Genomic DNA, 23,455 nt, shown 5'->3' with positions numbered 1-23,455 from the left:
GTTTACGACATTTATGTAACGCGCAGCGCCCGGTTAACCCCCGACCAACGCACGATTAACTGTGAGGTAAGACAGAACCCCGCCTTGCGCCAGTGCCATCATCAAATTTAACAAATTCAAAACACTGCCCACCATGCCCGCCGCGCGCGCCTGCACTGACAAACAAAACGGGCAGCACCCCATGGCACTGCCCGTTCGTTCTTCAATCCAACCCTCTGGAAACGTAAAATATCAGCGCGCCAGTATTTTTTCCGGGTCACGGGCAACGGTTTTGGCATCCCAAATCACCAAATGGTCGTTTTTGTAATCAAACCGGGCCATTGGCTGCGCCGAACCGATTACCGGGTTATCGCGCCGTGAAATCACTTCACCCTGTGGGTGGGCATCAATCCACGCATGAACTTCATCAATATCAAGCAGAACCGGGATCGGCTGTTCCAACCGCCCCAAAAACTGGAACTGGGCATGATATTTGCCCCAATAGGCCACATCATGGCCCGCCTGTTGCTGGCTTTTCAAATAAACCGCCATCGGGCGCATATTGTAATCGGTTTGCAAACGGGGCGCGGCAATCATAAACACCATCGCCACCAGCAGCAAATTAACCCCGGCAATCACGCCAACAACAGCCACCCGGCGCGCCTGTACCAGCACCAGTGCAATACCGGCCGCCAGCAAAAACGCCCCCCACCAGCCATCCAGCGTTCCGACCCATGCCGGAATTTTATCGAAAAAGCCCGGCAGAAACGGTCCGACCAGCCCGGCCACACCCAGAATAATCACAAAAACCGCCACCGGAATCTGATCGATCCGCCGGGTCGGCACATCGGCGATGATGCGGGCAAAAACCAGCACCATCAGCGGCAAAACCGGCAAAATATAATGAACACGCTTGCCCGAAATCAGGCTGAAGGCCACCAGCAGGAAAACCGAAACCAGCAAACAAAACCGTAACCCGGCATCGAGATCCGTGCGCCAGCCAAACCCGAAGACCGAGCGCCACAAACCACCCCAGAACACCCACGGCAACAACATGGCGGGCAAGGCGACCAGATAATAATAGAAAGGCTCAACATGGGCAAAGCTGTCAACCATGCGGCCCGCTGTCTGACCCCAGAAAATCGCATTGCGATATTCCGCGCCGCCAAATACCGCCGCAGGCACCGCCCACAAAAGCGCAATTACCGCACCCAGCAACACCGCAAGCCCCATACCGGCATACCAGCGTTTATACGCGCCACGCCCGGCAAACGGGCTGACACCGCTGCCATTAACGCGATCAGTTGCCGATGCGGAATATGTAGTGGCAGAAGCAGCAGCACCGTTCGCCCCTGCTTTACCTGCCTTGCGCGCCCTGAAGGATAAACCGGCCCAGCTTTTGTGCCAAACCGGGGCAAAAACCGCCGCTGGCAACACATACAGCAAAATCACCGGCCCTTTGGCCAAAACACCAAGGCCGATGGCAAACGCGGTAATAATCCAGCCTTTTTTGGCATTGCCATCACGGGCGACAAAAACCCCGTACCAGCCCAGCAAGGCAAAAAAGCACTGCAACATATCGAAATAGGTCAGCGTGCCATAGCCGGCATAATAGGTACCGCCGATCAGAAACATCGGCGCAATATGCGCTATCGAGGTTTTTTCCGGCCAGATGCGCCGTGCCAGCACCGCCACCATGACCATGTTCAACCCGGCAAATAACGGGGCAATCAGGCGGGCGGTAAAATCATTAACCCCGAAAATCGCCCAGCTGGCATTGATCAGCCAGAACAGCAAGGGCGGTTTGTGGGCATAAGGCTCGCCGTTAAGATGCGGCACCAGCCAGTTGTTATGCACCCACATTTCCCACGCCACCGACAGGTAACGTGTTTCATCGACCGGCAACAATGGCCGGGCACTTACCCCGACAACCGCAACCAAAGCCCACAATACCAAAATCACGCCAAACGATGCCGTCTTTGCGCCGGTACGATTGTTCAGGGTCATGTAAAATCCGTAAATTTGAACGCCGGGTTAATCGGCTACGATCGACGGGATGGTTTCGGTCTGGGCGTTGCGTTTTTCGCGGTGAATAAAATACAGGTTCCGCGCATAAACAATCAGGCCAAAGGACTGCCCTAAAATAATGATCGGCTCGGCCCGTTTCAGGCCGTAAATCATCAAACAGATGCCGCCAAGGATACTGAAATACCAGAACGCAACCGGGACGATACTTTTGGAATGTTTTTCACTGACAAGCCATTGCACCAGAAACCGCCCGGAAAACATGACCTGACCAACGATGCCCAAAACAAACCAGGCATCCATATGGGCGAACAAACGTGCAAACCAATCATGCATTGCCGCCCCCTATTCCTTTGATTTCACAACAGGTGCTTTGGCGCGGGCTTGCAGCCACATCACACCCATAATATCGACGATCCCAACCCAAAGGCGGTTCATCATGCTGTAATTTGACGTTCCTCGCAACCGGGGGCGATGATTGACCGCAACCGAATAAACCTTGCCGCCATCGCGCAACATCAGTGCTGGCAAAAAACGGTGCATATGGTTAAAACGCGGAAACGCCAGAAAATCATCACGGCGAAACAGTTTGATGCCACAACCGGTATCGGGCGTTTCATCCTTTAGCAACCCGCCGCGCACCTTGTTGGCAATGCGCGACTGAATGCGTTTCATCGCCGTATCGTGGCGATTGGCCCGCCAGCCCGCAATCAGAACGCGGGCATTGTCGCCCTCGGCACGATAGCGTTCCAGCAGTTGCGGAATATCGGCCGGGTCATTTTGCCCGTCCCCGTCAAGTGTGACAATCAAATCGCCACGGGCATTTTTAACCCCGGTCAAAACCGCAATCGACTGGCCACAGCTTTTTTCGTGGCAAATCAGGTGCAGTTCTTCAACCGACTGGCGCAACTGACGCACAATGCTTGTGGTCTCATCCGTGCTGCCATCGTCAACATAGATAATTTCAAACGCAACAGTACCGCGCAGCGCGCTGACGATCTCGGTGACCAGCGGCTCGATATTCTCGGCCTCGTTCTTAACTGGCACCACAACCGAAAGCACCGGCGCAGCCGCGCCAGGGGTGCTGGCAGTTACAGCTGCGGTCGCCACTTGTGACAAGGTCGGATCTTCGGGCAGCGAATTTTTGTCAAATGTCATTCTGATGAACCGTCGTGGCGATCAACGCATTACCTGCATCACGCACCCAAATCGGGGCGGTCGCGCGCGCAGAGGCGTCAATGTCCTTATCTTGTTGAAACGTCATATGTTTATGCACAAACAAAGCAATCAATAATACCGCAACATAACCGCCATTTCCACGAATGGAGATGCAATAACAGCCAGTTGACCATTCTATTACAATCTGATGTGAAAATAACGACGTCGTCCCGCATTGCCGTTCGCGGTGTTGATAATATTTTCCGACCCGCACCGCAAGAAAACTCTTGGGCTGTATCTGCATATGCGGTGCGCCTTCTGGCAGGCAAAGCTGACAGCCAGCTGAAACAACCTGCAAATGACGAAGCGATTTTAACACGCTATTGTGGCACTGTAAAACACTGGTAAAAATCGGGAAAAAGTGGCACCCCATGCGCATACTGCTAATCGAGGACGAACAGTCTCTGGCCCAGGCCATCAAGGACCATTTAATGGCCCAGGGCGAAGCTGTTGACTGGCTTCCTGCCCTTGCCGACGCCGAAGATACCCTGCGCAGTACCCGCTATGATATTATCTTGCTGGATTTGAACCTGCCCGATGGCAATGGCATTACCCTTTTGCAAAATATCCGCAAACGCGGCGATGTGACGCCTTGCGTTATCCTGACCGCCCAGGACCAGATATCAGACCGGATCAAGGGCTTAAACGCGGGGGCAGATGATTATCTGGTCAAACCGTTTGATCTGGGCGAAATGATTGCCCGGCTGGCCGCCGTTTCGCGGCGATATTCAGGTAACCCCAACCCGCTAATGGAAATTGGCAATCTGGAAATAGACCAGGCCAACCGCCTTGTGTTTGTATCGGGCCGCCAGATCGACCTGACCGCGCGCGAATGGGCCGTGTTTGACCAGCTTTTGCGCCGCCCCGGTGCCATCCTGTCCAAACGCCAGCTTGAAGATGCGCTGTATGAATTTGGTGCCGAAATTGAAAGCAACACGGTCGAGGTTTATATCAGCCGCCTGCGCAAAAAAATCGGGCCCGAACCCATTCGTACCGTGCGCGGCGTTGGCTACCGGCTGGAAGGATAAGCCATGCGTATCCTGAAAATGAAAAACAGCCTGATCATTGCCATCGTCACCCGGGTCACCGTGGTAATGACGCTGACATGGCTTTTGGGTTGCGCACTGGCGTTGCTGGTCATGCAAGATGAAATGGGCGAAGCCTTTGACAGCGGCCTGCAACAAACAGCGCACCGCATTTTGCCCCTCGCGGTTGATTATTTGTTCGAACATGGCGATGGCCCGGCCCCCCATCGCATGCCGGTTACCAACAGCGTCCCCAATGACGAATTTGTCGCCTATCAAATCCGCGATGCCAAAGGGGCCGTTCTGGTCCAGTCATTCGAGGCGGGCATCGGTGCGTTTTCCGCCCCCCTGAAACCGGGCTTTTTTGAAGACGACAAATTTCGCTATTACACCGAAACCACCATCTCGGACAGCCTGTTTATTCAGGTGGCCGAGCCCGTTGCGCATCGCCACGAAGCGTTGCGCGAAAGCATATCTGCCATTATTGCCCCGCTTGTGGTGCTGATCCCGCTTAGCATCATCGGCATCTGGTGGAGCGTGCGGCGCGGCCTGCGCCCGGTAACATTGTTGCAAGAAGACATCCGCAATCGTGGCAGCGGCAACATGATGCCGATTGACCGCCCCGAACTGCCCGACGAATTGCACCCGATTGTTATCGCCGTTAACAACCTGCTGGCCCGGCTAAAATCTGCCTTAACCGCCGAACGCAACTTTGCCGCCAACAGTGCCCATGAATTGCGAACACCCATTGCGGCGGCACTGGCGCAAACCCAGCGCCTGCGCGCCGAAATGCCCGCCCAGGATGCCAACACCGCCCGTGCAGAACATATTGAAACATCCTTGCACCGCTTGAAACGCCTGTCGGAAAAACTGTTACAGCTTTCCCGCGCCGAAGCCGGGGTGGCCGTGGTCGGCGACCTCCAAGACCTGTCGCCCGCGCTGTTACTGGTAATCGAGGATTTCAGCCGGGATCCCCGTTATATCCACCGCATTGCCGTTGATTTTACCGGCCACGATACCCTGCTTGGCAAAATAGACATTGATGCCTTTGCCATCTGCCTGCGCAATGTTATCGAAAATGCCCTGATCCACAGCAACGATGATGACCCGGTCCGCATATGGGCCAGCGGCGGCACAGAAGCCATCCCTGCCAGCATACATGTTGCCAACCAAAGCCCGGTGGTGCCGCCCCGTATTCTGGCAAAACTGACCGAAAGGTTCGAACGCAACAACCCGTCCAGCAAAGGATCGGGGCTGGGATTGGCCATTGTTGACACCATCATGCAACAGGCGGGCGGAAAACTGGTTTTATTATCCCCGGCCCACAATCGGGACAGCGGATTTGAGGCTGTTTTACAATTACCCGGCGATGATAACAGCGCCGCTTAACACCTGTTTGGCAAGTTTGGTAAATTGCCGCGCGGTCACACGAGGTCGCTGTCAATCCGCAAGGTAAAGGGCAGGGTGATGCGCACAATCAGCCCGCCCCCCGCGCGGTTTTGCGCGGCAATGGTGCCCCCGTGGGCCAAAATGGCGCGCTGGGCAATTGAAAGGCCAAGACCAAACCCCGATTTGCTGGCAAAAAACCCGCCAGACGGCCCGGCGGTGCTGCCGCTGGCGACGGCGACATGCGGGACTGGCGCAGGATGCACGGGGCCAACTTGTGTGTTTTCGGGTTTTATCCCGACATCGCGGGTAAAGGGATCAAACACCGTTTCAAGCATGTCCGGGGCAATGCCCGGCCCGCGATCGGCAATGGTAATATCAAAAAGCTGGCGGTCAAAATCGGCACGGGCGGCAATATCCACCTGTTGCCCCGCCGGGGTATGATGCAGGGCATTGCGGATCACGTTTTCAAAGGCCCGCCGCAATAATTCGGCATTGCCCTGCACCACTGGCACCGCGCCGCCGTGGGTGCGCCGCACCGCCAGATCGGTTTTAACCTCAATGCCCAGCCCATCGGCTTCAAAGCGGGCATCACCAATCACACGGCCTAAAAAATCATCAAGATCCATATAAACCGTTTGATGCGCCGCCCCGCTTTCCACCCGCGACAGGGTCAACAACCCGCCGACAAGTTCGTCAAGGCGAATGGTTTCCTTTTCAATACGGTCAAGCGAGCTTTCCACCCGTTCGGGTTTTTGCCGCGCCAGCCCGACGGCCAGTTGCATCCGCGCCAGCGGTGATCGCAATTCGTGCGATACATCGTTTAAGAGGCGATCACGCGCGCCGATCAATTGTTGCAGGCGATCTGCCATATGGTCAAAATCGCGGGCGAGATCGGCAATTTCATCGCGCCTGCGGCCCATTTTCGGACGTAACCGATGCGACATTTCGCCCGAGGACAATTCCTCAAATCCGCGTCGCAATTGCAAAATCGGCCGGGTTAAATACCACGCCAACAGTGCGCTAAAAATAAGCCCGCCAACCACCCCGGCAATAATCATGGGCATGGGCACATTCAAATGCCGGTCACGGGGAATTTGCCCCACAATATCACGCACATCAAAAGACAATTGCACCCATTGCCCGTCGGGGGCCTGAACCGCACGGTCAATTTGCCCGGTATCCCACACCTGGCGCGCCACCTGATATCCATCCCGAAGCTGTTCGGGCGTCAGGTGCGCGGTCGGGTTGCCGGTTTTTTGCGACCATTGGGCAAGCTCGGCGCTATCTGGTGCTGTGTGCGGGGCCAATGCGGCCTGTTTTGCGGCCTGTTCTGGCGATAGCAGGGTGAATTCAAATCGTTCCGCCTCGGCGCTGGGCCAATTGGCAACCAGTTGTTCAAGGGCGGGCACCCCGCCGCGCGTGGTGGCATGGGCCGCCATTTCGACATAGCCCGGCACGGTTGCCGACAAATACCCGATAAAATAGGGGATGGGCGGATGACCATAAAACTGAAACAGCAACCACACCCCTTCGGCAATACCGATAAAGGTAATGGCAAAACCAACCAGAATTTTCCAGAAAAGCCGCCCCTTCATAGGCCCGGCCTTAACCGGTAGCCAAAGCCGCGCACGGTTTCAATCACCGATGCATCCCCGCTAACCTGCTGAAGCTTTTGGCGCAGGTTGCTCATATGCACATCAATTGACCGGTCATATACTTCGCGCGGGCGGCCCAGCACGGTAAGCGACAATTCATTTTTTGACAGGGCCCGCTCGTTGGCCCGCATCAGGGTTTCAAGCAAATTGAACTCTGAAACCGTTAAATCCATTTCCTGCCCGCCATAGGCCGCCAGCCGCCGGGCGGGGTCAAGCATCACCGGGCCGTTGACCAGTTTGGCATTATCACTATTGCCATCACTATTGGCTGCGCCATCGCCATCATTCCCGCCCGCACGGCGCAAAACGGCACGAATACGCGCCACCAGTTCACGCGGGTAATAGGGCTTGGGAATATAATCATCGGCCCCCAGCTCCAGCCCCACCACCCGGTCCACATCATCGCCCTTGGCGGTTAACATGATAATCGGCATGCGGCTTTGGGCGCGCACCTGGCGCAAAACCTCTATCCCGCCAATGCCGGGCATCATGATATCAAGTAACGCCATTTCATAATCGCCCGACAGGGCATGCGAAATGCCGTCGCGGCCATTATGTACCACGGTAATTTCAAAACCTTCGCCGTCCAGATACTCTGCCAGCATCTCGCCCAGTTCGGTGTCATCATCAATCAGAAGTATGCGACTCACGACTGTCTTCTCCAAATCTGAATGCATCATACCGCTCGAACTCACCGCGCAAAGGCCATATCGCCCAGCTTTACACATCGCTTACACATGTTTTTCGCCCTGCTCACCCCATGATGGATCAATGAATGCTATCTAGGATCACGATAAGGTCGGAAACGATTGTTTTGTTCGTGCCTTTCGCCCCATACCGACGCTTCAAGAATTCAGCATAACGGATTCCCATGAAAAAACTGCTCGCCCATCGCACCACCATCATTGTCATTATCATCCTGCTGACCGCTGGCGGGTGGTTTGGCCGCGATTATCTGTTTCCGCCCGAAACAGCGCCCGGCTATGTCACCGCCAAGGTGACGCGCGGCGATCTGGAAAGCACAGTTCTGGCAAGCGGGGCGCTTGAATCCTATCAACTGGTGTCGGTCGGCGCCCAGGTTTCGGGCCAAATTCAAAAACTGCATGTCGCCCTGGGCGATGTCATCAAACAAGGCGACCTGATCGCCGAGATTGATCCCTCGACCCAGCAAAATGCCCTGAGCGATGCCAAGGCCAACCTTGCCAATATTCAGGCACAACTGGCCTCAAAAAAGGCTACCCTGCGCCAGGCACAACAGGCCTATGAACGCCAGCAAAAGATGCGCCGCCTCGATGCCAGCCCGCAAGAAGACCTTGAAACCGCCACCGCCACCCTTGCCGTGACCAAGGCCGAAATTAACGCGTTAAATGCCGAAATAGACCAAGCCAAAATCGCAGTTGATACCGCCCAGATCGACCTTGGCTATACCGAAATCAAAGCACCCATGGATGGTACGGTTGTGTCCCTGCCCGTCAAGGTCGGGCAAACGGTGAATGCGGTGCAAACCACACCGACCATCATCAAGCTGGCCCAGCTTGATACCATGACGGTCAAGGCCGAAATATCGGAGGCCGATGTTATTCGCGTCAAACCGGGGCAAAACGTATATTTCACCATTCTGGGCGACCCGGACACCAAATACCACGCCACCCTGCGCGCAATCGAACCCGCCCCCGATGAAATAGACGACAATGACGACGGCATCGCCGATGACGAGGCGGTTTATTACAACGCCCTGTTTGATGTACCCAACCCCGATGGCATTTTGCGCATTGCCATGACCACCGAAGTCACCATCATTTTAAAATCGGTCAAAGACGCATTAATCATTCCATCTTCCGCCCTGATAAGCGGGCAGGATGACAAACAATATGTGCAAATCGAAGATACCACTGGCGACGGTAAAACCGTGGTCAAACAGGTGCCTGTCACAGTCGGGCTTAACACCAATGTCAAAGCCGAAATCACATCGGGCGTTGCCGAAGGCGACAATGTTGTGATTGGGGCCGCCAGTGGCGTTGTCATTGACAGTTCCGGCATTCGTCGCCCACGGGGGATGATGTTCTGATCATGGCAGCACCGTTAATCGAAATTACCGACCTGTGGCGCGAATACCCCGCAGGCGACCAGAAAATTGCCGTGCTAAAAGGCGTTAACCTGACTATCGAACGCGGTGAAATGGTTGCCATTATGGGCGCGTCGGGCTCTGGCAAATCGACCTTGATGAATATTCTGGGCTGTCTGGACCGGCCCACACGGGGCACATACCGCGTTAATGGCCGCGCCACCGACGCGCTGGAACCCGATGAACTGGCCGCCCTGCGCCGCGAATATTTCGGCTTTATCTTTCAACGTTATCATTTGCTGTCCGACTTGACAGCACTCGGCAATGTTGAAGTCCCCGCCATTTATGCCGGTTATTCCGCCAGCCAGCGCCACGCCCGCGCCCATGACCTGCTTGATAAAGTCGGGCTATCGGACCGCACCCATCACCGCCCCGGCCAGCTTTCAGGCGGGCAGCAACAGCGTGTCAGTATTGCGCGTGCGCTGATGAATGGCGGCGATGTGATATTGGCCGACGAACCCACTGGCGCACTGGACAGCAAAAGCGGCGAGCAAACCCTGGCCCTTTTGCGCGACCTTCACGCCGATGGCCACACGGTAATTCTGGTTACGCACGACCCCAACGTTGCCGCCCATGCCGAACGGGTGATCGAGATTCTCGATGGCGCAATCATCCGCGATGAACGCCAGACCGCAGCCAATGGCAACGACACCGCCACCCCCGCCCCGATTGCCAAAAAACCATCGGGCAACCGCCTGTGGGCCGAATTTAGCCGCTTTGGCGAAGCCTTTAAAATGGCGCTGGTGGCAATGGCGGCGCACCGTTTGCGCACCTTCCTCACCATGCTGGGCATTATCATCGGCATTGCCTCGGTCGTGTCTGTCGTTGCCCTTGGCACCGGGTCGCGCGAAAAGGTGCTGGCCGACATTAGTTCGATTGGCACCAACACCATCGACATTCGACGCGGGCAGGATTTTGGCGACCGCGATGCCGACAGCATCCGCACCTTAACGGCGGACGACGCCACCGCGCTGGATGATGAATATTATGTCGATAGCGTCACGCCCAGCGTTTCTGCCAGTGTTACCCTTCGTTATCGCAATATCGAGGTTACATCGGCCGTCACCGGCGTCGGGGTTAATTACGACCGGGTGCGCGGCTATGAAATGGATCAGGGTATCTGGTTTAACCAGCGATCGGTGCAAAACCGCGATCAGGATGCCATTATCGACAATAACACCCGCGACAAACTGTTCCCCAATGGCGAAGACCCGCTGGGCAAAGTGATCTTGCTGGGTTCTGTCCCGGTGCGCGTGATTGGCGTAACCAAAAAACACGACAGCGCCTTTGGCCGGGGCGATACCCTTAATGTCTGGCTGCCCTACACCACCGTGATGACACGCCTGACCGGGCAAAATTACCTGACCAGCATCACCGTGCGCGTCGCCGACGCGGTGGATACCAAACTGGCCGAACAAAAAATTGGCGACTTCCTTGAAAAGCGCCACGGTATTCGCGATTTTTTCACCATCAACACCGATACCATCCGCCAAACCATTGAAACCACGACGGCAACGCTGACCCTACTGGTGTCCTCCATCGCGGTTATCTCGCTTATTGTGGGCGGCATTGGCGTTATGAACATCATGCTGGTATCGGTTACCGAACGCACCGGCGAAATTGGCGTGCGCATGGCCGTTGGCGCACGACAGGGCGATATTTTGCGCCAGTTCCTGATCGAAGCGGTGCTGGTATGTCTGATCGGCGGGGCGCTGGGCGTATCGCTGGCCCTACTGTTCGGGGTGTTGTTCGACATGCTGGGAACGGCATTTCAAATGATTTACTCCACCACCTCAATCGTTGCGGCTTTCGCCTGCTCGACCATGATCGGGGTGTTGTTCGGCTTTTTACCCGCGCGCAGTGCCGCCCGCTTAAACCCTGTCGATGCCTTGAACCGGGACTGATGGAGAATTTTGAAAATGCTTAAATCCACCCTCAAGACCGGAACCATTCTGTCGCTGCTGATCCTTGCGGGTTGTTCCAGCCTGAAAGAAGTCAGCTATTCAAGGCCCGATGTTGGCGTGCCCAATGGCTGGTATTCGGCCAGCGACAGCAATGTTAACGGCAACAACAAAGCCACCATCCCCGGCAAGGACGCGGCCTTTGCCCCGTCAAACTGGTGGCATAATTTTAACGACGATGCGCTAAACCAGCTTGTCGCCGATGCCCTTGCACGCAATAACGACCTTGCCGCCGCCACCATCAAGGTCCGTCAGGCCCAGTTGCAGGCAGGCATTGCCAAAACCGACCTGTTCCCCGACCTTTCGGCGACCGCCAACAGCTCCACCTCGCGCAACCTCGATAATGGCAATATCTCGCGCAGTTATGGCACCACCTCGGGTGTCAGCTACGAAGTTGATCTGTGGGGGAAACTTGGCAACGATTATGACACGGCAAAATGGGAAGCCCTTGCCACCGAAAAAGACCGTGCCAGCACCGCCTTAACCCTCACCGGCACCACGGCCAATCTGTATTGGCAAACGGTGTATGACCAGCAACGCCTTGCCATTGCCCAGGCCAGCATTGATTATGCGCGCAAAACACTGGAACTGGTGAACGTGCAATATGAAAGCGGGGCGTCAAGCTCGCTGGAACTTTATGAATCCCGCCGCAGCCTTGAAAGCCAGCAGGCCGATTATACTCAAATTGCACAAAGCCTGAAGGCCAATAAAAACGCGCTTTCGATCCTGTTTGACCAGCCACCGCAAAACATGGAAATCGCGCGCAATACCCTGCCCGATAACGGCCTGCCAATTGTCGCCTCGGGCCTGCCCGCCACCTTGCTGGACCGTCGCCCCGATATCAAAGCCGCCGAACTGCGCCTGCGCGAAGATGTGTCGCAGCTTAACTCCACCAAAACCAGCCTGCTGCCCACCCTGAACCTGACCGGCGAACTCGGTACCAGCAGCGACCAGTTGCGCAACTTCCTGCAAAACCCGATTGGTACGCTGGGTGCCAGCCTCGCCCTGCCGTTCCTGAACTGGAACGAAGGCCAGCTGAACATCAAGGTATCGCAAGCCCAATACGAACAGGATATCGCAACCTATCGCCAAACCCTGTATCAGGCGTTTAGCGACGTTGAAACCGCCTTGTCCGCCCGCGATCATTATCTGGAACAGGCCCAAAATCTGCGCGCTGCCCTAGATAACGCACGCAACGCCGAACGCATCTACGAAACCCGCTTTCGCGCCGGTGCCGTCTCCATACAGGATTGGCTGGACGCCCAGGAAAACCGCCGCACCGCCGAAGAATCGCTCCTGCAAAACCAGCTCAACCAGATTTTGAATTTGGTGACGCTGTATCAGGCGTTGGGTGGCGATGATATTTATTGACACAATGAACGGCTAAAACGTAAGAAAAATCTCTTTTTCATTTAATTCTTCATCTTCCCAAGTGACATTCAATCGATGCTTTCTTTTCGCATCCATTGCTAAAAAGACAGACAACTCTACACTTTGGCTTTTATATAAAGTTTCCAGAGGAAACTTTGAATTTATCGCATTCATCGGAACAGGTGCATCCCCGTCAGGAAAAGATATATTGACGTCTTTTGCTGCGGCAGAACCATCGTTTGAAATTAAAATAACATATTTTCCACTTATTTGTTTCTCCACAGTTGCGATTACGTCAGCTTTATTTATCTTCCTCATATATTCCATTGCTTTTTTCATATCTACTGTGCTCAGAAACTCCTGATTTTTGAGCAATTTTTGTTGCGCCCGATTAAAGGAAACTGTTTTTACAGTCGCATACCCAGAAAGGATCAAAGCCAAGAAAGATATTATATTCCCAGCAATTACAGAAAACGCATCCATTTCGCCACCCATTTTATTAAAAACCACGGTTCCAAAAAATATAAATCTCACATAAATAATCAGTCAATCGAAGAAAAATTCAAACAACTCTTTGATTATTTGGCTACATTTAATATACGGTACCTAATAGACATAAGACGGAACACAACACCATGAAATGCCTCCGAATCTACGCCGCCCCGGACGGGGAATCACATTTTGATGAAGTTGAATTGCCGACGACAAAGCGCACGGTGCATCCCGAGGCTGTGCCGTTTGATGTGACGGCGAGTTATCCGGCGTCACGGGTTCGCATCACGCATATTCCGACCGGGATGCGCGAGGTTTCGTGGCATACGGTGCCGGAGCCTGTTTTGACGGTTCGGCTGGATGGGGCTGTGGATTACGAAACAAGTGATGGCGAGGTGCGCCATGTGGCGGCGGGCAGCTTTGTACTGGTGGAAGATACCCATGGCAAAGGCCATCTCTCGCGCCATTCGCCAGAGGCGCAGACCGTGATCTGGGTGTCCCTGCCCAACAGTTTTAATGTGCCGCCAGAATAGAAAAAGCCGCCATCCGTGGTTAAACAGATGGCGACTTTCTAAAATACGGGTCTTTAAACAGCGTGTGGGCGATTAAGCCTGTACGGTTGTCTGCTTCTGGCTACCCATGCCTTCAATGCCCAGTTCCATAACGTCACCGGCTTTCAGGTAAACCTGCGGCTTCTGGCCCATGCCAACGCCGGGGGGCGTGCCGGTTGAAATGATGTCGCCCGGTTGCAGGCTCATGAATTGTGACAGGTAGTGGATCAGGAACTGCACGCCATAGACCATGGTTTTGGTGCTGCCATTCTGATATTTATGGCCGTTGACCGTCAGCCACATCGGCAGGTTTTGCGGGTCTTTTACTTCGTCACGGGTGACGAGGTAGGGACCGACCGGGCCGAAGGTGTCGGCACTTTTGCCCTTTACCCACTGGCCGGACCGTTCGATCTGAAACGCACGTTCGGACAGGTCATTAACCACGCAATACCCGGCCACATGGTCCATCGCGTTGGCTTCGTCGACATATTTAGCTTCTTTGCCAATGATAACGCCAAGTTCCACTTCCCAGTCGGATTTTTCCGAGCCGCGCGGGATTTCAACATTGTCATACGGGCCGCACACGGCCGAGGTGGCCTTAAAGAAAATCACCGGTTCGGGCGGCACGGCCATGCCGGTTTCAGCCGCATGGTCAGAATAGTTAAGCCCGATGCAGACGAATTTGCCAGGGCGGCCAACACAGGCGCCGATGCGCGGATCGCCGGAAACTTCGGGCAGCGTTGTCGCATCGATGGCGGCAATTTTATCAAACGTTTCCTGCGAAATCGTCGACGCATCAAGATCGGCAATCACGCCGGAAAGATCGCGGATGGTGCCATTGGCATCAAGAAGACCGGGTTTTTCTGCGCCAACCGGCCCATAACGTAACAGTTTCATTGAACATTTGTCCTTTTGGTTTTGTGTGAATTAAGGGTCAAAACCCAAAACCGGAGAGATCCTGAATGGATCAGTTTACCCAGCCGCCGTCAATCACATGAATGGTGCCGGTGGTATAGCTTGCCTCGTCTGAGGCCAGATAAGTGGCAAGAGCGGCAATTTCGCCGGGCTGGCCAATGCGGCCAATCGGCTGGCGGGCAACAAATGCCTTGCGGACTTCGGCAAAGTCGCCGCCCTGCGATGACATACGTTGTTCCAGCGACGGGCTTTCGACCGTGCCGGGGCAAATGGCGTTACAGCGAATGCCCTTGCCGACAAAATCAGCCGCAACCGATTTGGTCATGCCAATAACCGCGGCCTTGGTCGCCCCGTAAATAAAGCGCACCGGCACCCCTTTTACCGAGGATGCCACCGACGACATATTAACAATAGACCCACCGCCATTTTCCAGCATGGCGGGCAAAAAGGCGCGCATCATGCGATATTGCGAGCGCACATTAAGGTTAAAGCTGAAATCATAGGCGTCTTCATCGCACTCAAGAATGCTGCCATGATGCACAAACCCGGCACAGTTAAACAAAATGTCCACCGCCCCGGTTTCCTTGCCAAAGGCGGCAATGGCGGCACCATCGGTAACATCAAGCTTGCGGGTTTCCATGCCCGACAGGGTCGCCAGAGCATCTTCGTTAATGTCGGTGGCAATGACTTTTGCCCCTTCGGCGACAAACATTTCTGCGGTTGCCCGGCCAATGCCTTGGCCTGCAGCCGTAACGATGGCGGTTTTACCGGCCAGTCTTCCTGCCATTTCGCTCTCCTGCGTTTCTGGTCAAATCTGATGGGTCATAAAAAGGGTGTAACGGGTGCAATCGGTGCCACACCTTCATGCCATGTAAAAAACTTCTTCCATCTCGGCCCACCATTCGCCTTCCTTGCGCGTTGCAAGCGGGGACTGGCACGGGTCGGTCTGTTTCCACCATTCCTGTGTTACCGGGTCTTTGGCGATCTCGGCCATGTCGGCTTTAAAATCGTCGCCGTCATATTCCAGATGACCAAACAGCAAATCGGCATGGTGATAAATCACATAATTATGAACGTGATGGGCTTTCAGAGCGGCAATCACGCCGGGCCATGGCTCCGCATGGAGTTTTTTATATTCCGCCAGTTTTTCCGGCTTTACATGAATGACCATGCCAACACGTTTCATAACGGCCTCAATTGCTGATGGTGATGGTGATGGGTGTGAACATTTGTTGTGCTTCTATCGCGTCCCAGTCCCAGTCAATGCCCAGCCCCGGCTGGTTTGACGGCACCGCGTGACCATCAACAATATCCAGCCCGCTATGGGTCAGGCTATCAAGCTGCGGGATATATTCCAGCCAGCGGCTGTTGGGCACGGCACAGCACAGCGATACGTGCAATTCCATCAAGAAATGCGGGCAGACGGCAACATCAAAACTTTCCGCCAGATGAGCAACCTTTAGCCACGGTGTAATGCCGCCAATACGCGCCACATCAACCTGCACAATCGAACAGGCATCCATCGCCAGATATTCGCGAAACTGCCCCAGGCTATACATCGATTCACCCACCGCAACCGGCAGCGAGGTTGACGCCGCCAGCCGTTGATGGGCGACAACGTTATCGGCCGGTAACGGTTCTTCAAACCACGCAATATCAATCGGTTCAAACAGCCGGGCGCGACGAATGGCCTCGGCCAGATCAAACCCCTGATTGGCATCGGTCATAATTTCAAAATCATTACCAACAGCTTCGCGCACCGCTTGCAACCGGGCCACGTCCTCGGCCCCGCGCGGTTTGCCAACCTTGATTTTCGCCCCGCCAAAGCCCTTGGCCTTCATCGCCACCGCATCATCCACCAGTTGCGATTGTTCAAGCTGCAACCAGCCGCCTTCGGTGGTGTAAAGCGGGATTTTGCCCTTGGCCCCACCGGCCAGTTGATAAAGCGCAATGCCGGTTTTGCGCGATTGCAAATCCCACAGCGCGGTATCAATCGCAGCCAGCGACAGCGATGTAATTGCGCCAACCGTTGTGGCATGGCTTGAAAACAGTAAATCGCGCCAGATCGCTTCAATATCATTCGCATCCCGGCCAATCAGTTGCGGGGCCAAATGATCGCGCAGCAGCGCCACCACCGATGATCCGCCAGTGCCAATGGTGTAGCTATACCCCGTGCCCACCACGCCATCGGCATCGGTGATGCGGACAATCGGCGTTTCCTGACTGACAAAGGACTGGATGGCGTCGGTTCGAACGACCTTTGGTTTTAAATCCACCATCCGGATATCGACATGGGTAATAATCGCCATGATAAGCCCCCCTTACAGCCGCTTTTCGGTGGTTTTATCGAACAGATGGATGCTTTCCATATTCACATGCAGGGTTATGGTTTCGCCCGGCGCAATATCGCGCGGGTTAAACATCCGCGTCACCCATTCTGATCCGCCATATTCAAAGAACACAAGGCTTTCATTGCCAAGCGGTTCGGTCAAATTAACCGCCGCTTTGATGGTGCTGATATGGCTGCCAATGCGGCCATGCCCGTCAATCGCAAGGTCTTCGGCCCGCACGCCAAGGGTAACAGCCGTGCCTTCGGGCACACGGGCGGCCATATCGGGCGCAAGTGTTAAAACATCCCCATTGGCAAGGGTAAGTTTGCCGTTACTGCCGACAATCCCCTCGGCCAAATTCATCGGCGGGCTGCCAATAAACTGGGCGACAAACAGGTTGGCCGGGTTATGGAAAATATCCATCGGGGTGCCGACCTGTACAATATGCCCACCGCGCATAATCACAATCCGGTCGGCCAATGTCATGGCTTCGATCTGGTCGTGGGTCACGTAAATAACGGTGGTTTTAACCTTTTGATGCAGCTTTTTAATCTCGGTCCGCATCTGGGTGCGCAATTTGGCATCCAGGTTCGATAGCGGTTCGTCGAACAAAAACACATCGGGGTGGCGCACAATGGCACGGCCCATTGCCACACGCTGGCGCTGCCCGCCCGAAAGCTGGCCGGGCAAACGTTCCATCAAATCGCCAAGGCCCAAAATGGCGGCGGCTTCGGCGACACGTTTTTCAATATCGTCTTTGCTGCGTTTGGCAATTTTCAGGCTAAAGCCCAGATTTTCCGCCACCGTCATATGCGGATACAGCGCGTAATTCTGAAACACCATCGAGACGTTACGATCCCGTGGTGGCAAATCATTGACGATATTTTCGCCAATTTTTACCGCCCCGCCGGAAATTTCCTCCAGCCCCGCAATCATGCGCAGCGTGGTCGATTTGCCACAGCCCGACGGGCCCACCAGCACCACAAATTCACCATGGCCAATCTCAAGGTCGATGCCATGAACAACGTCAATCGGCCCATACCGTTTGACGACTTTTTCAAGAGTAACAGTAGCCATTTGTCTATTCCTGCCGTTCCGGTTAGCCTTTGACGCCGCCAAAGGTAAGGCCGGCCACAAGGTGTTTTTGCACAATGAAGGTCAGAAGCAATGCGGGCACGATCATAATCACCGCCAGCGCACACATTCCGCCCCAGTTAATGGTAAATTCCGATGTAAAATCGAGCAGCCCGACCGGCAGCGTTTTAGACGCGGTTGATCGCGTTAACTGGCTTGCCAGGGCAAATTCGTTCCAGCTGGTCAGGAAGGCAAAAATACCGGCCGAGGCAATGCCCGATTTCGCCAGCGGAAATTCCACCAGCCAAAACGCCTGCCACGGCGTACAGCCATCAATCTGCGCGGCCTGATTAAGCTCCTGCGGGACCTGGCGAAAAAAGCCGTCAATCAGCCAGATGGTGAAAGGCAGGTTGAGCGCCACGTAAATCAGGATCATGCCAAAATCGGTATCGATAATGCCCAGGCGCGCATAAACCATGAATAACGGCAACGACAGCGCAATGCCCGGCACGGTCCGCGACAGCATAAAGCCTAAAAACATCGTGTCTTTGCCCTTGAAGCTATAGCGCGCAAAGGCATATCCACCGGCCATGCCAATCAGCAAGGCAATCAACGTGCTGGTGGTGGCAATGATCAGCGAGTTCTGAAAATAGCTCCAGACCGGCACCGCCCCCTGACCGGGATCGGAGCTGAAAATGGCCGCATAATGGTCAAAATTCAGATCCTGCGGGATCCACACAGCCGGTTTTGCCAGAATTTCGACATTGGGCCGAAAAGACGACAGCACAATCCACAAACCGGGAATGCAAATGGCCGACATCGCCAGAAATGTTCCGATCCAGCGGCACCATTTCAGGTAAATCTTGCGTGTCCCATGCGATACCATCATTGCGCACCCCCCATATAGCGGCGTGCCGCCATCAGTTTGCGAAAGAAATAAAAGGTGAAGAAAATCGACAACAGGATCGAGATATAGGCCATCGCATTGGCCAGCCCCATATTGGCATCGACATAACCTGACCGCGAAATCATCGTCCAAAGCAGTTCGGTTCTGCGCGCCGGGCCGCCCGCCGTCATGATCTGCACAATGTCGTAGGCACGTGCGATATCAAGCGAGCGGATTGTCATGGCGATAAACATGAACGGCATCAGATATGGCAGGGTGATATGGCGAAATGTTTGCCACGGCGTGCAACCATCGACCCGGGCGGCTTCAAGCGGATCACGCGGGATCGCCATTAAACCGGCCAAAATCAAAATTGCAAAAACCGAGGTCGAAGACCATATTTCGGCAGTTAAAATGGAAAATAACGCCAGATGTTCATCAACCAGCCACGGAATAACCCGTTCCATACCCATGCTTTGCAGGGCGTTGTTAACCAGCCCGACCGTGTCGTTAAACATGAATTTAAACTGGAAACCGACCAGGATCGGCGAAAACATCATCGGGAACATCATGATGGTGCGCAGGGCACGCTGGCCCGACACCGCCTTGTTGACCAGCACGGCCAAACCAAGCCCCAACAGCATTTCAACGTTCAGGGCAATGGTCAGAACCACAAAGGTTCGAAGGAAAGCAGCCCAAAAATAATAATCTTCAAACAGGCGCATATAGTTACGCACCCCGATCCAGCGATACAGGGTATCGGGCCGGGTTAATTTGAAGGGCGTAAAGCTGGTGTAAAGCGATAGAAGCAGCGGCACCAGTACCACGGCGGCGATAATAATCATCGCAGGCAGCAGCAGCAAAACTGGCGGGCTGAGAAATTTGCGTTTCATGCGCTCGGCAACCGCGAAAAATGAACTGAAAAAGGGAAAAAAGGGCGGCTGATATTTGGGTCAACCGCCCCAAAATCCCGATGGTTAAAAGATATGGCACACCATCGGGAGGGAGCTTGTTTTAGCGATGGGCCGATCAGTATCCGTAATCGGCCATCATGTCGCCCACACGTTCTGCGGCGTCATCAAGGGCTTCCTTGACAGTTTTGTCGCCCACAATCGCGGCCTGAAGTTCAGGATAAATCAGGTTGGTGCTTTCGACCCATTCCGGGAATTTCGGCACCGCAAAGGCATGTTTTGAGGCTTCCTGAAAGGCTGTCAAAACTTCCCCGCGATAGGTATCGCCGCTTTCCTTGACCTGGGCGATCAAATCGTCCCACACCTTGGTGCGGGTTGGAAGCGGGCCTTTCTGGGCTTCAAACAGCTGGCTGTCATGGTTGGTTAAAAACCAGATCAGCGACGCGGCGGCTTTTTTGTCACCGCAATCCTTGGTCATGGAAAAACCATGCATCCCCGACCAGCCGGTACGTTTACCGCTGCTGCCCTTGGGCTGCACAATCACGCCAACGTCACCCGCCACCTTGGACTGTTTGGGATCGTTGAAATAGCTGGCCCAACCCGGCCAATCAAGGTCAAGTGCGACCGAGCCGCTGGCAAACCCGCTGCCCAGATCATCCCAGACATAGGACAAAACACCCGGCGGCACGGCTTTGGCCTTGTAAAGGTCAACAAACCATTGCAGGGCCTGCTGGCCTGATTCTGAATTAAAGGTCGGCTTCCAGTCTTTATCAAACATCTGCCCGCCATCGGCGACCAGTAATTCGTAAAACCGGCCCACAACCGCCTCTTCCTTGCCAGCATATTGCGTGCCGTAAAAATTGGGCGGGTCGGCAAAGAAAATCGCCTGATCCTTGAACTGGTCAAAGGTATCGGGCGGGGTCAGGGCGTAGCCGTATTTTTCCTTGAATGCCTTCTGGTTTTTCGGGTCGGCATACAGGCTTTTGCGATAATAAAGCGCGCTAACGTCAAACTGCGCGCGCGGCAACATTTGCAATTCACCGTTAATGGTGGCGGCTTCGATAAAAGACGGGTTGTATTTATCAAGCGTATCTTGCGGGATATACGGCGTCAAATCGGTATACAAATTGGTATATTGCGGCGCAAAACTGACATGGTTATAGCCCACACACCAGTCGGTCGATCCCGCTGCGATATCGGATTTGATTTCCTTGTCGATTTCAAAGTGACTTTTCTTTGAAATGATTTCAACCTTGCCACCGGTGGCTTTTTCCCAGTCGGTAATGCGCGCATAAAGCGGTTCGTACTGGTTGCCGCCAATAAACTTGGCTTTCAGGGTTACCCCCGAAAAATCCCCCATGACTTCATCCTTGGCAAAGGCCGCCTGGCCCGCACCGCACAGAATGACAGCCGACATGGCACTTCCAAACAGAAACGCCCTGTTTCCTATTTTCATGAACGTAGCCTCCGTGATCTGCCGGTTTTGACCGGCATTTAATTACAATCGGTAAAATTGCGTTGCCGTTTTTCCGGCAATCTTTTCAACGTCTTTTGGCGCAAACGCGCCCAGCCACTGCCGGGTCATTTTCACCCAGTCAGCATAATTTGCAGCCATGCCCAAAACCGGCCAATCGCTGCCCCACATCAACCGGTCCGGGCCAAAAACCCGGGGCAGATGATCCAGATAAGGTTTCAAATCATGCAAGCCCGCATGGGGTGCCGCCTCGGTCAACAGGCCCGAAACCTTGCAATACACATTTTTAAGTGCGGTAAATTCACCCATCATGCGCGCCCATTCGACATAGGCATCGGGGCCATGAATACCATTGCGAATTTTGGGTTTGGCGGCATGGTCAATCACGATACGCAAGCTGGCATAGCGCCGCGCCAGAATTTGCAAATTGGCCAAATGGCGCGGATGCACCAGCGCGTCAAAGGCAAGGTTTCGCGCAATCAAGGCCTCATATATCGGGGCGAAATCGGCGCGCAACATCCATGCCGGGTCTTCAATATCCTGTATCATGGGCCGCACACCGACAAATTTGTCGTATTTGGACCACCGCGCAATATCGGCAAGGGCGGCTTCGGGGTTTTCAAAATCCACCCAGCCCACCACACCGGCAATAAAATCATGCGCACTGGCCAGCGACAGCATAAAACCGGTTTCATCCACGCTGGGGGCTGCCTGCACCAGAACGGTTCTGGCAATGCCCTGCCCGGTTAAAATCGGGGCAAGGTCGTCTGGCAAAAAATCGCGATAAAGGGCGGTTAATTCCGGCGTTAGCCAACCATAATCCCCGCGATCGATTTGCCAGAAATGCTGGTGGGCGTCGATCAAGGCAATATCATTTGCCATCACGATGCATCCCCGCCACCTGCCAGCAAATCTTCACCGGGCACGGGCACATCGGCGCGCAACAGCCCCTGTTCACGCAAATCGCGCCACAGGGCAGATGGAATTGGCAATTCTGCCCACTCAACCGCCTGTGTCACATGGCGCGGCGAACTGGCACCGGGAATAACCGATACAACAGCGGGGTGGGTAAGCGGAAATTGCAGGGCCGCGGCAGGCAAGGGCACGTTATGGTCGGTGCAAATCTGCTCAATTTTTGTGGCACGATCAAGAATATGCTGCGGAGCATCTTCATAATCATATTTCGCCCCCGGCTTGGGACCGGTCACCAGTATGCCGGAATTAAACGCCCCGCCAACCACGACCGATGCATTGCGGCGCAAACATTCGGGCAGGAAGCTTTCCTGCGCTTCCTGTTCGAGCAGCGTATAGCGCCCGGCCAGCAGGAAAACATCCATATCGGTGGATTTCAGGGCTTCAAGGCAAACTTCCCATTCATTGACACCAAGGCCATAGGCCCCGATCAACCCGGCCTTTTTAAGCTCGTCCAGCGCGCGCGCACCGCCTTCCATGGCATCACGCATCAGGCGCGGGTGGGCATCCTTGCCATGGGTCAGGCTGCCGATATCATGAATATAGGCAATGTCGATGCGGCGCAGGCCCAGCCGCTGCCAGCTATCCTCGACCGAGCGCATAACCGCGTCATAGCTGTAATCGTAAACTTCAACAAACGGCAGCGCATCGACAAACGGGCGATCGGCAGGAATGTCACCGTCAATCCGGTGCAACAACCGGCCCACCTTGGTCGACAGAATATAAGGTTCGGTCTGGCCGCGCAAAAAATCGCCGGTGCGGCGCTCGCTCAGGCCATAGCCATAACGCGGAGCGGTATCGAAATACCGAAACCCGCAATCCCATGCCACCTGCAAGGTCTCGTGCGCCTGCGCATCGTCAAGCGGGCGATACATGTTACCAAGCGGCGCACCGCCAAAACCAAGAACACTAACATCTAAACCGGTATTACCAATTTGGCGCTTCTGACGGGCCATAAACGTATCCTCCCACTCTCGCTTTTTTGCGACGGAAGGGATCGTTTCATATTTAAACTATCATTTCAATTATATTTTACACCAAAACGACCATTACGGGTAAAACACCCACCGATAAACATCCTGTATCGCGCTATTTTAAAAGG

Annotated in this window: 23 protein-coding genes; 6 read left to right on the top strand and 17 right to left on the bottom strand. The window is 54.6% G+C overall.

From position 1 onward, the window contains the following. Positions 1 to 231: 231 nt before the first annotated feature. The 4 genes from TMES_RS14635 to TMES_RS14620 are packed head-to-tail and all read right to left on the bottom strand — an operon-like array spanning position 232 to position 3,541. Positions 232 to 1,986, bottom strand: a complete 1,755-nt coding sequence (locus TMES_RS14635) for an ArnT family glycosyltransferase (protein WP_085583828.1) — start codon at positions 1,984 to 1,986, stop codon at positions 232 to 234. Between the two features lie 27 nt (positions 1,987 to 2,013). Then, positions 2,014 to 2,340: a lipid-A-disaccharide synthase N-terminal domain-containing protein gene (locus TMES_RS14630; protein ID WP_085583826.1), complete on the bottom strand. Its 327-nt coding sequence runs from the start codon at positions 2,338 to 2,340 to the stop codon at positions 2,014 to 2,016. Positions 2,341 to 2,349: 9 nt separating this feature from the next. Next, complete coding sequence (locus TMES_RS14625) at positions 2,350 to 3,162, bottom strand: glycosyltransferase family 2 protein (protein WP_085583824.1); 813 nt, start codon at positions 3,160 to 3,162, stop codon at positions 2,350 to 2,352. Further along, complete coding sequence (locus tag TMES_RS14620) at positions 3,152 to 3,541, bottom strand: hypothetical protein (protein WP_143589670.1); 390 nt, start codon at positions 3,539 to 3,541, stop codon at positions 3,152 to 3,154. The genes TMES_RS14625 and TMES_RS14620 overlap by 11 nt, the downstream gene beginning before the upstream one ends. Before the next feature lie 52 nt (positions 3,542 to 3,593). Between TMES_RS14620 and TMES_RS14615 the strand changes: the two genes are divergently transcribed. Both TMES_RS14615 and TMES_RS14610 read left to right on the top strand, forming a co-directional pair. Further along, on the top strand, positions 3,594 to 4,250 hold the full coding sequence (locus TMES_RS14615) for a response regulator (protein WP_085583820.1): 657 nt from the start codon (positions 3,594 to 3,596) through the stop codon (positions 4,248 to 4,250). A 3-nt stretch (positions 4,251 to 4,253) separates the two neighbouring features. Further along, positions 4,254 to 5,636 carry a sensor histidine kinase gene (locus TMES_RS14610; RefSeq protein ID WP_085583818.1) on the top strand — a complete coding sequence of 461 codons (1,383 nt, stop codon included), beginning with the start codon at positions 4,254 to 4,256 and terminating at the stop codon, positions 5,634 to 5,636. A 35-nt stretch (positions 5,637 to 5,671) separates the two neighbouring features. Here the strand turns inward: TMES_RS14610 and TMES_RS14605 are convergent, their stop codons facing one another. Both TMES_RS14605 and TMES_RS14600 read right to left on the bottom strand, forming a co-directional pair. Next, on the bottom strand, positions 5,672 to 7,231 hold the full coding sequence (locus tag TMES_RS14605; protein ID WP_085583816.1) for a sensor histidine kinase: 1,560 nt from the start codon (positions 7,229 to 7,231) through the stop codon (positions 5,672 to 5,674). Next, the gene (locus TMES_RS14600) at positions 7,228 to 7,941 is read right to left on the bottom strand and encodes a response regulator transcription factor (protein WP_245835442.1); all 714 of its coding nucleotides are present in this window, start codon (positions 7,939 to 7,941) and stop codon (positions 7,228 to 7,230) included. The genes TMES_RS14605 and TMES_RS14600 overlap by 4 nt, the downstream gene beginning before the upstream one ends. A gap of 221 nt (positions 7,942 to 8,162) precedes the next feature. On the opposite strand from TMES_RS14600, the gene TMES_RS14595 reads away from it, so the two are divergent. The 3 genes from TMES_RS14595 to TMES_RS14585 are packed head-to-tail and all read left to right on the top strand — an operon-like array spanning position 8,163 to position 12,748. Next, a complete protein-coding gene (locus TMES_RS14595) occupies positions 8,163 to 9,359 on the top strand; it encodes an efflux RND transporter periplasmic adaptor subunit (protein ID WP_085583814.1) in 1,197 nt (398 codons plus the stop codon). A 2-nt stretch (positions 9,360 to 9,361) separates the two neighbouring features. Beyond that, the gene (locus tag TMES_RS14590; protein ID WP_085583812.1) at positions 9,362 to 11,320 is read left to right on the top strand and encodes a MacB family efflux pump subunit; all 1,959 of its coding nucleotides are present in this window, start codon (positions 9,362 to 9,364) and stop codon (positions 11,318 to 11,320) included. Positions 11,321 to 11,335: 15 nt separating this feature from the next. After that, entirely contained in the window at positions 11,336 to 12,748 is a 1,413-nt protein-coding gene (locus TMES_RS14585) for an efflux transporter outer membrane subunit (RefSeq protein ID WP_085583810.1), read from the top strand. Positions 12,749 to 12,760: 12 nt separating this feature from the next. On the opposite strand, the gene TMES_RS14580 is transcribed toward TMES_RS14585, so the two are convergent. Next, positions 12,761 to 13,243, bottom strand: a complete 483-nt coding sequence (locus TMES_RS14580; RefSeq protein WP_158091243.1) for a hypothetical protein — start codon at positions 13,241 to 13,243, stop codon at positions 12,761 to 12,763. 140 nt (positions 13,244 to 13,383) lie between these two features. Between TMES_RS14580 and TMES_RS14575 the strand changes: the two genes are divergently transcribed. Continuing rightward, positions 13,384 to 13,773, top strand: coding sequence for a cupin domain-containing protein (locus TMES_RS14575; RefSeq protein WP_085583806.1), 390 nt, complete (start codon positions 13,384 to 13,386; stop codon positions 13,771 to 13,773). A 72-nt stretch (positions 13,774 to 13,845) separates the two neighbouring features. Here the strand turns inward: TMES_RS14575 and TMES_RS14570 are convergent, their stop codons facing one another. From TMES_RS14570 to TMES_RS14525, 10 genes are all read right to left on the bottom strand, one after another. After that, a complete protein-coding gene (locus TMES_RS14570; protein WP_085583804.1) occupies positions 13,846 to 14,688 on the bottom strand; it encodes a fumarylacetoacetate hydrolase family protein in 843 nt (280 codons plus the stop codon). Between the two features lie 70 nt (positions 14,689 to 14,758). Further along, complete coding sequence (locus TMES_RS14565; RefSeq protein ID WP_085583802.1) at positions 14,759 to 15,493, bottom strand: SDR family oxidoreductase; 735 nt, start codon at positions 15,491 to 15,493, stop codon at positions 14,759 to 14,761. Between the two features lie 75 nt (positions 15,494 to 15,568). After that, complete coding sequence (locus tag TMES_RS14560) at positions 15,569 to 15,892, bottom strand: L-rhamnose mutarotase (RefSeq protein WP_085583800.1); 324 nt, start codon at positions 15,890 to 15,892, stop codon at positions 15,569 to 15,571. Positions 15,893 to 15,899: 7 nt separating this feature from the next. After that, on the bottom strand, positions 15,900 to 17,015 hold the full coding sequence (locus TMES_RS14555; RefSeq protein WP_085583798.1) for a mandelate racemase/muconate lactonizing enzyme family protein: 1,116 nt from the start codon (positions 17,013 to 17,015) through the stop codon (positions 15,900 to 15,902). 12 nt (positions 17,016 to 17,027) lie between these two features. After that, complete coding sequence (locus TMES_RS14550; RefSeq protein WP_085583796.1) at positions 17,028 to 18,113, bottom strand: ABC transporter ATP-binding protein; 1,086 nt, start codon at positions 18,111 to 18,113, stop codon at positions 17,028 to 17,030. A 22-nt stretch (positions 18,114 to 18,135) separates the two neighbouring features. After that, positions 18,136 to 18,999, bottom strand: coding sequence for a carbohydrate ABC transporter permease (locus tag TMES_RS14545; RefSeq protein ID WP_143589668.1), 864 nt, complete (start codon positions 18,997 to 18,999; stop codon positions 18,136 to 18,138). Beyond that, complete coding sequence (locus TMES_RS14540; RefSeq protein WP_085583794.1) at positions 18,996 to 19,889, bottom strand: carbohydrate ABC transporter permease; 894 nt, start codon at positions 19,887 to 19,889, stop codon at positions 18,996 to 18,998. The genes TMES_RS14545 and TMES_RS14540 overlap by 4 nt, the downstream gene beginning before the upstream one ends. A 136-nt stretch (positions 19,890 to 20,025) precedes the next feature. After that, on the bottom strand, positions 20,026 to 21,324 hold the full coding sequence (locus tag TMES_RS14535) for an ABC transporter substrate-binding protein (protein ID WP_143589667.1): 1,299 nt from the start codon (positions 21,322 to 21,324) through the stop codon (positions 20,026 to 20,028). 81 nt (positions 21,325 to 21,405) lie between these two features. After that, positions 21,406 to 22,263 (bottom strand): amidohydrolase family protein, encoded by an 858-nt coding sequence (locus TMES_RS14530; protein ID WP_085583790.1) that lies wholly within the window; start codon positions 22,261 to 22,263, stop codon positions 21,406 to 21,408. Next, positions 22,263 to 23,309 carry an aldo/keto reductase gene (locus TMES_RS14525; RefSeq protein ID WP_085583788.1) on the bottom strand — a complete coding sequence of 349 codons (1,047 nt, stop codon included), beginning with the start codon at positions 23,307 to 23,309 and terminating at the stop codon, positions 22,263 to 22,265. The genes TMES_RS14530 and TMES_RS14525 overlap by 1 nt, the downstream gene beginning before the upstream one ends. Positions 23,310 to 23,455: the final 146 nt, after the last annotated feature.

The sequence above is a fragment of the Thalassospira mesophila genome (assembly GCF_002115755.1).
In the GTDB taxonomy this organism is placed as follows: Bacteria; Pseudomonadota; Alphaproteobacteria; order Rhodospirillales; family Thalassospiraceae; genus Thalassospira; species Thalassospira mesophila.
This window is presented reverse-complemented; position numbering and strand designations above follow the sequence as displayed.

Coding starts and splice junctions, on each gene's coding strand:
- TMES_RS14535 (WP_143589667.1), bottom strand. CDS start 21,324: ATGTCGGCTGTCATTCTGTGCGGTGCGGGCCAGGCGGCCTTTGCCAAG.
- TMES_RS14585 (WP_085583810.1), top strand. CDS start 11,336: ATGCTTAAATCCACCCTCAAGACCGGAACCATTCTGTCGCTGCTGATC.
- TMES_RS14550 (WP_085583796.1), bottom strand. CDS start 18,113: ATGGCTACTGTTACTCTTGAAAAAGTCGTCAAACGGTATGGGCCGATT.
- TMES_RS14610 (WP_085583818.1), top strand. CDS start 4,254: ATGCGTATCCTGAAAATGAAAAACAGCCTGATCATTGCCATCGTCACC.
- TMES_RS14525 (WP_085583788.1), bottom strand. CDS start 23,309: ATGGCCCGTCAGAAGCGCCAAATTGGTAATACCGGTTTAGATGTTAGT.
- TMES_RS14580 (WP_158091243.1), bottom strand. CDS start 13,243: ATGGGTGGCGAAATGGATGCGTTTTCTGTAATTGCTGGGAATATAATA.
- TMES_RS14540 (WP_085583794.1), bottom strand. CDS start 19,889: ATGAAACGCAAATTTCTCAGCCCGCCAGTTTTGCTGCTGCTGCCTGCG.
- TMES_RS14615 (WP_085583820.1), top strand. CDS start 3,594: ATGCGCATACTGCTAATCGAGGACGAACAGTCTCTGGCCCAGGCCATC.
- TMES_RS14555 (WP_085583798.1), bottom strand. CDS start 17,015: ATGGCGATTATTACCCATGTCGATATCCGGATGGTGGATTTAAAACCA.
- TMES_RS14530 (WP_085583790.1), bottom strand. CDS start 22,263: ATGGCAAATGATATTGCCTTGATCGACGCCCACCAGCATTTCTGGCAA.
- TMES_RS14630 (WP_085583826.1), bottom strand. CDS start 2,340: ATGCATGATTGGTTTGCACGTTTGTTCGCCCATATGGATGCCTGGTTT.
- TMES_RS14545 (WP_143589668.1), bottom strand. CDS start 18,999: ATGATGGTATCGCATGGGACACGCAAGATTTACCTGAAATGGTGCCGC.
- TMES_RS14605 (WP_085583816.1), bottom strand. CDS start 7,231: ATGAAGGGGCGGCTTTTCTGGAAAATTCTGGTTGGTTTTGCCATTACC.
- TMES_RS14565 (WP_085583802.1), bottom strand. CDS start 15,493: ATGGCAGGAAGACTGGCCGGTAAAACCGCCATCGTTACGGCTGCAGGC.
- TMES_RS14570 (WP_085583804.1), bottom strand. CDS start 14,688: ATGAAACTGTTACGTTATGGGCCGGTTGGCGCAGAAAAACCCGGTCTT.
- TMES_RS14595 (WP_085583814.1), top strand. CDS start 8,163: ATGAAAAAACTGCTCGCCCATCGCACCACCATCATTGTCATTATCATC.
- TMES_RS14635 (WP_085583828.1), bottom strand. CDS start 1,986: ATGACCCTGAACAATCGTACCGGCGCAAAGACGGCATCGTTTGGCGTG.
- TMES_RS14590 (WP_085583812.1), top strand. CDS start 9,362: ATGGCAGCACCGTTAATCGAAATTACCGACCTGTGGCGCGAATACCCC.
- TMES_RS14625 (WP_085583824.1), bottom strand. CDS start 3,162: ATGACATTTGACAAAAATTCGCTGCCCGAAGATCCGACCTTGTCACAA.
- TMES_RS14575 (WP_085583806.1), top strand. CDS start 13,384: ATGAAATGCCTCCGAATCTACGCCGCCCCGGACGGGGAATCACATTTT.
- TMES_RS14560 (WP_085583800.1), bottom strand. CDS start 15,892: ATGAAACGTGTTGGCATGGTCATTCATGTAAAGCCGGAAAAACTGGCG.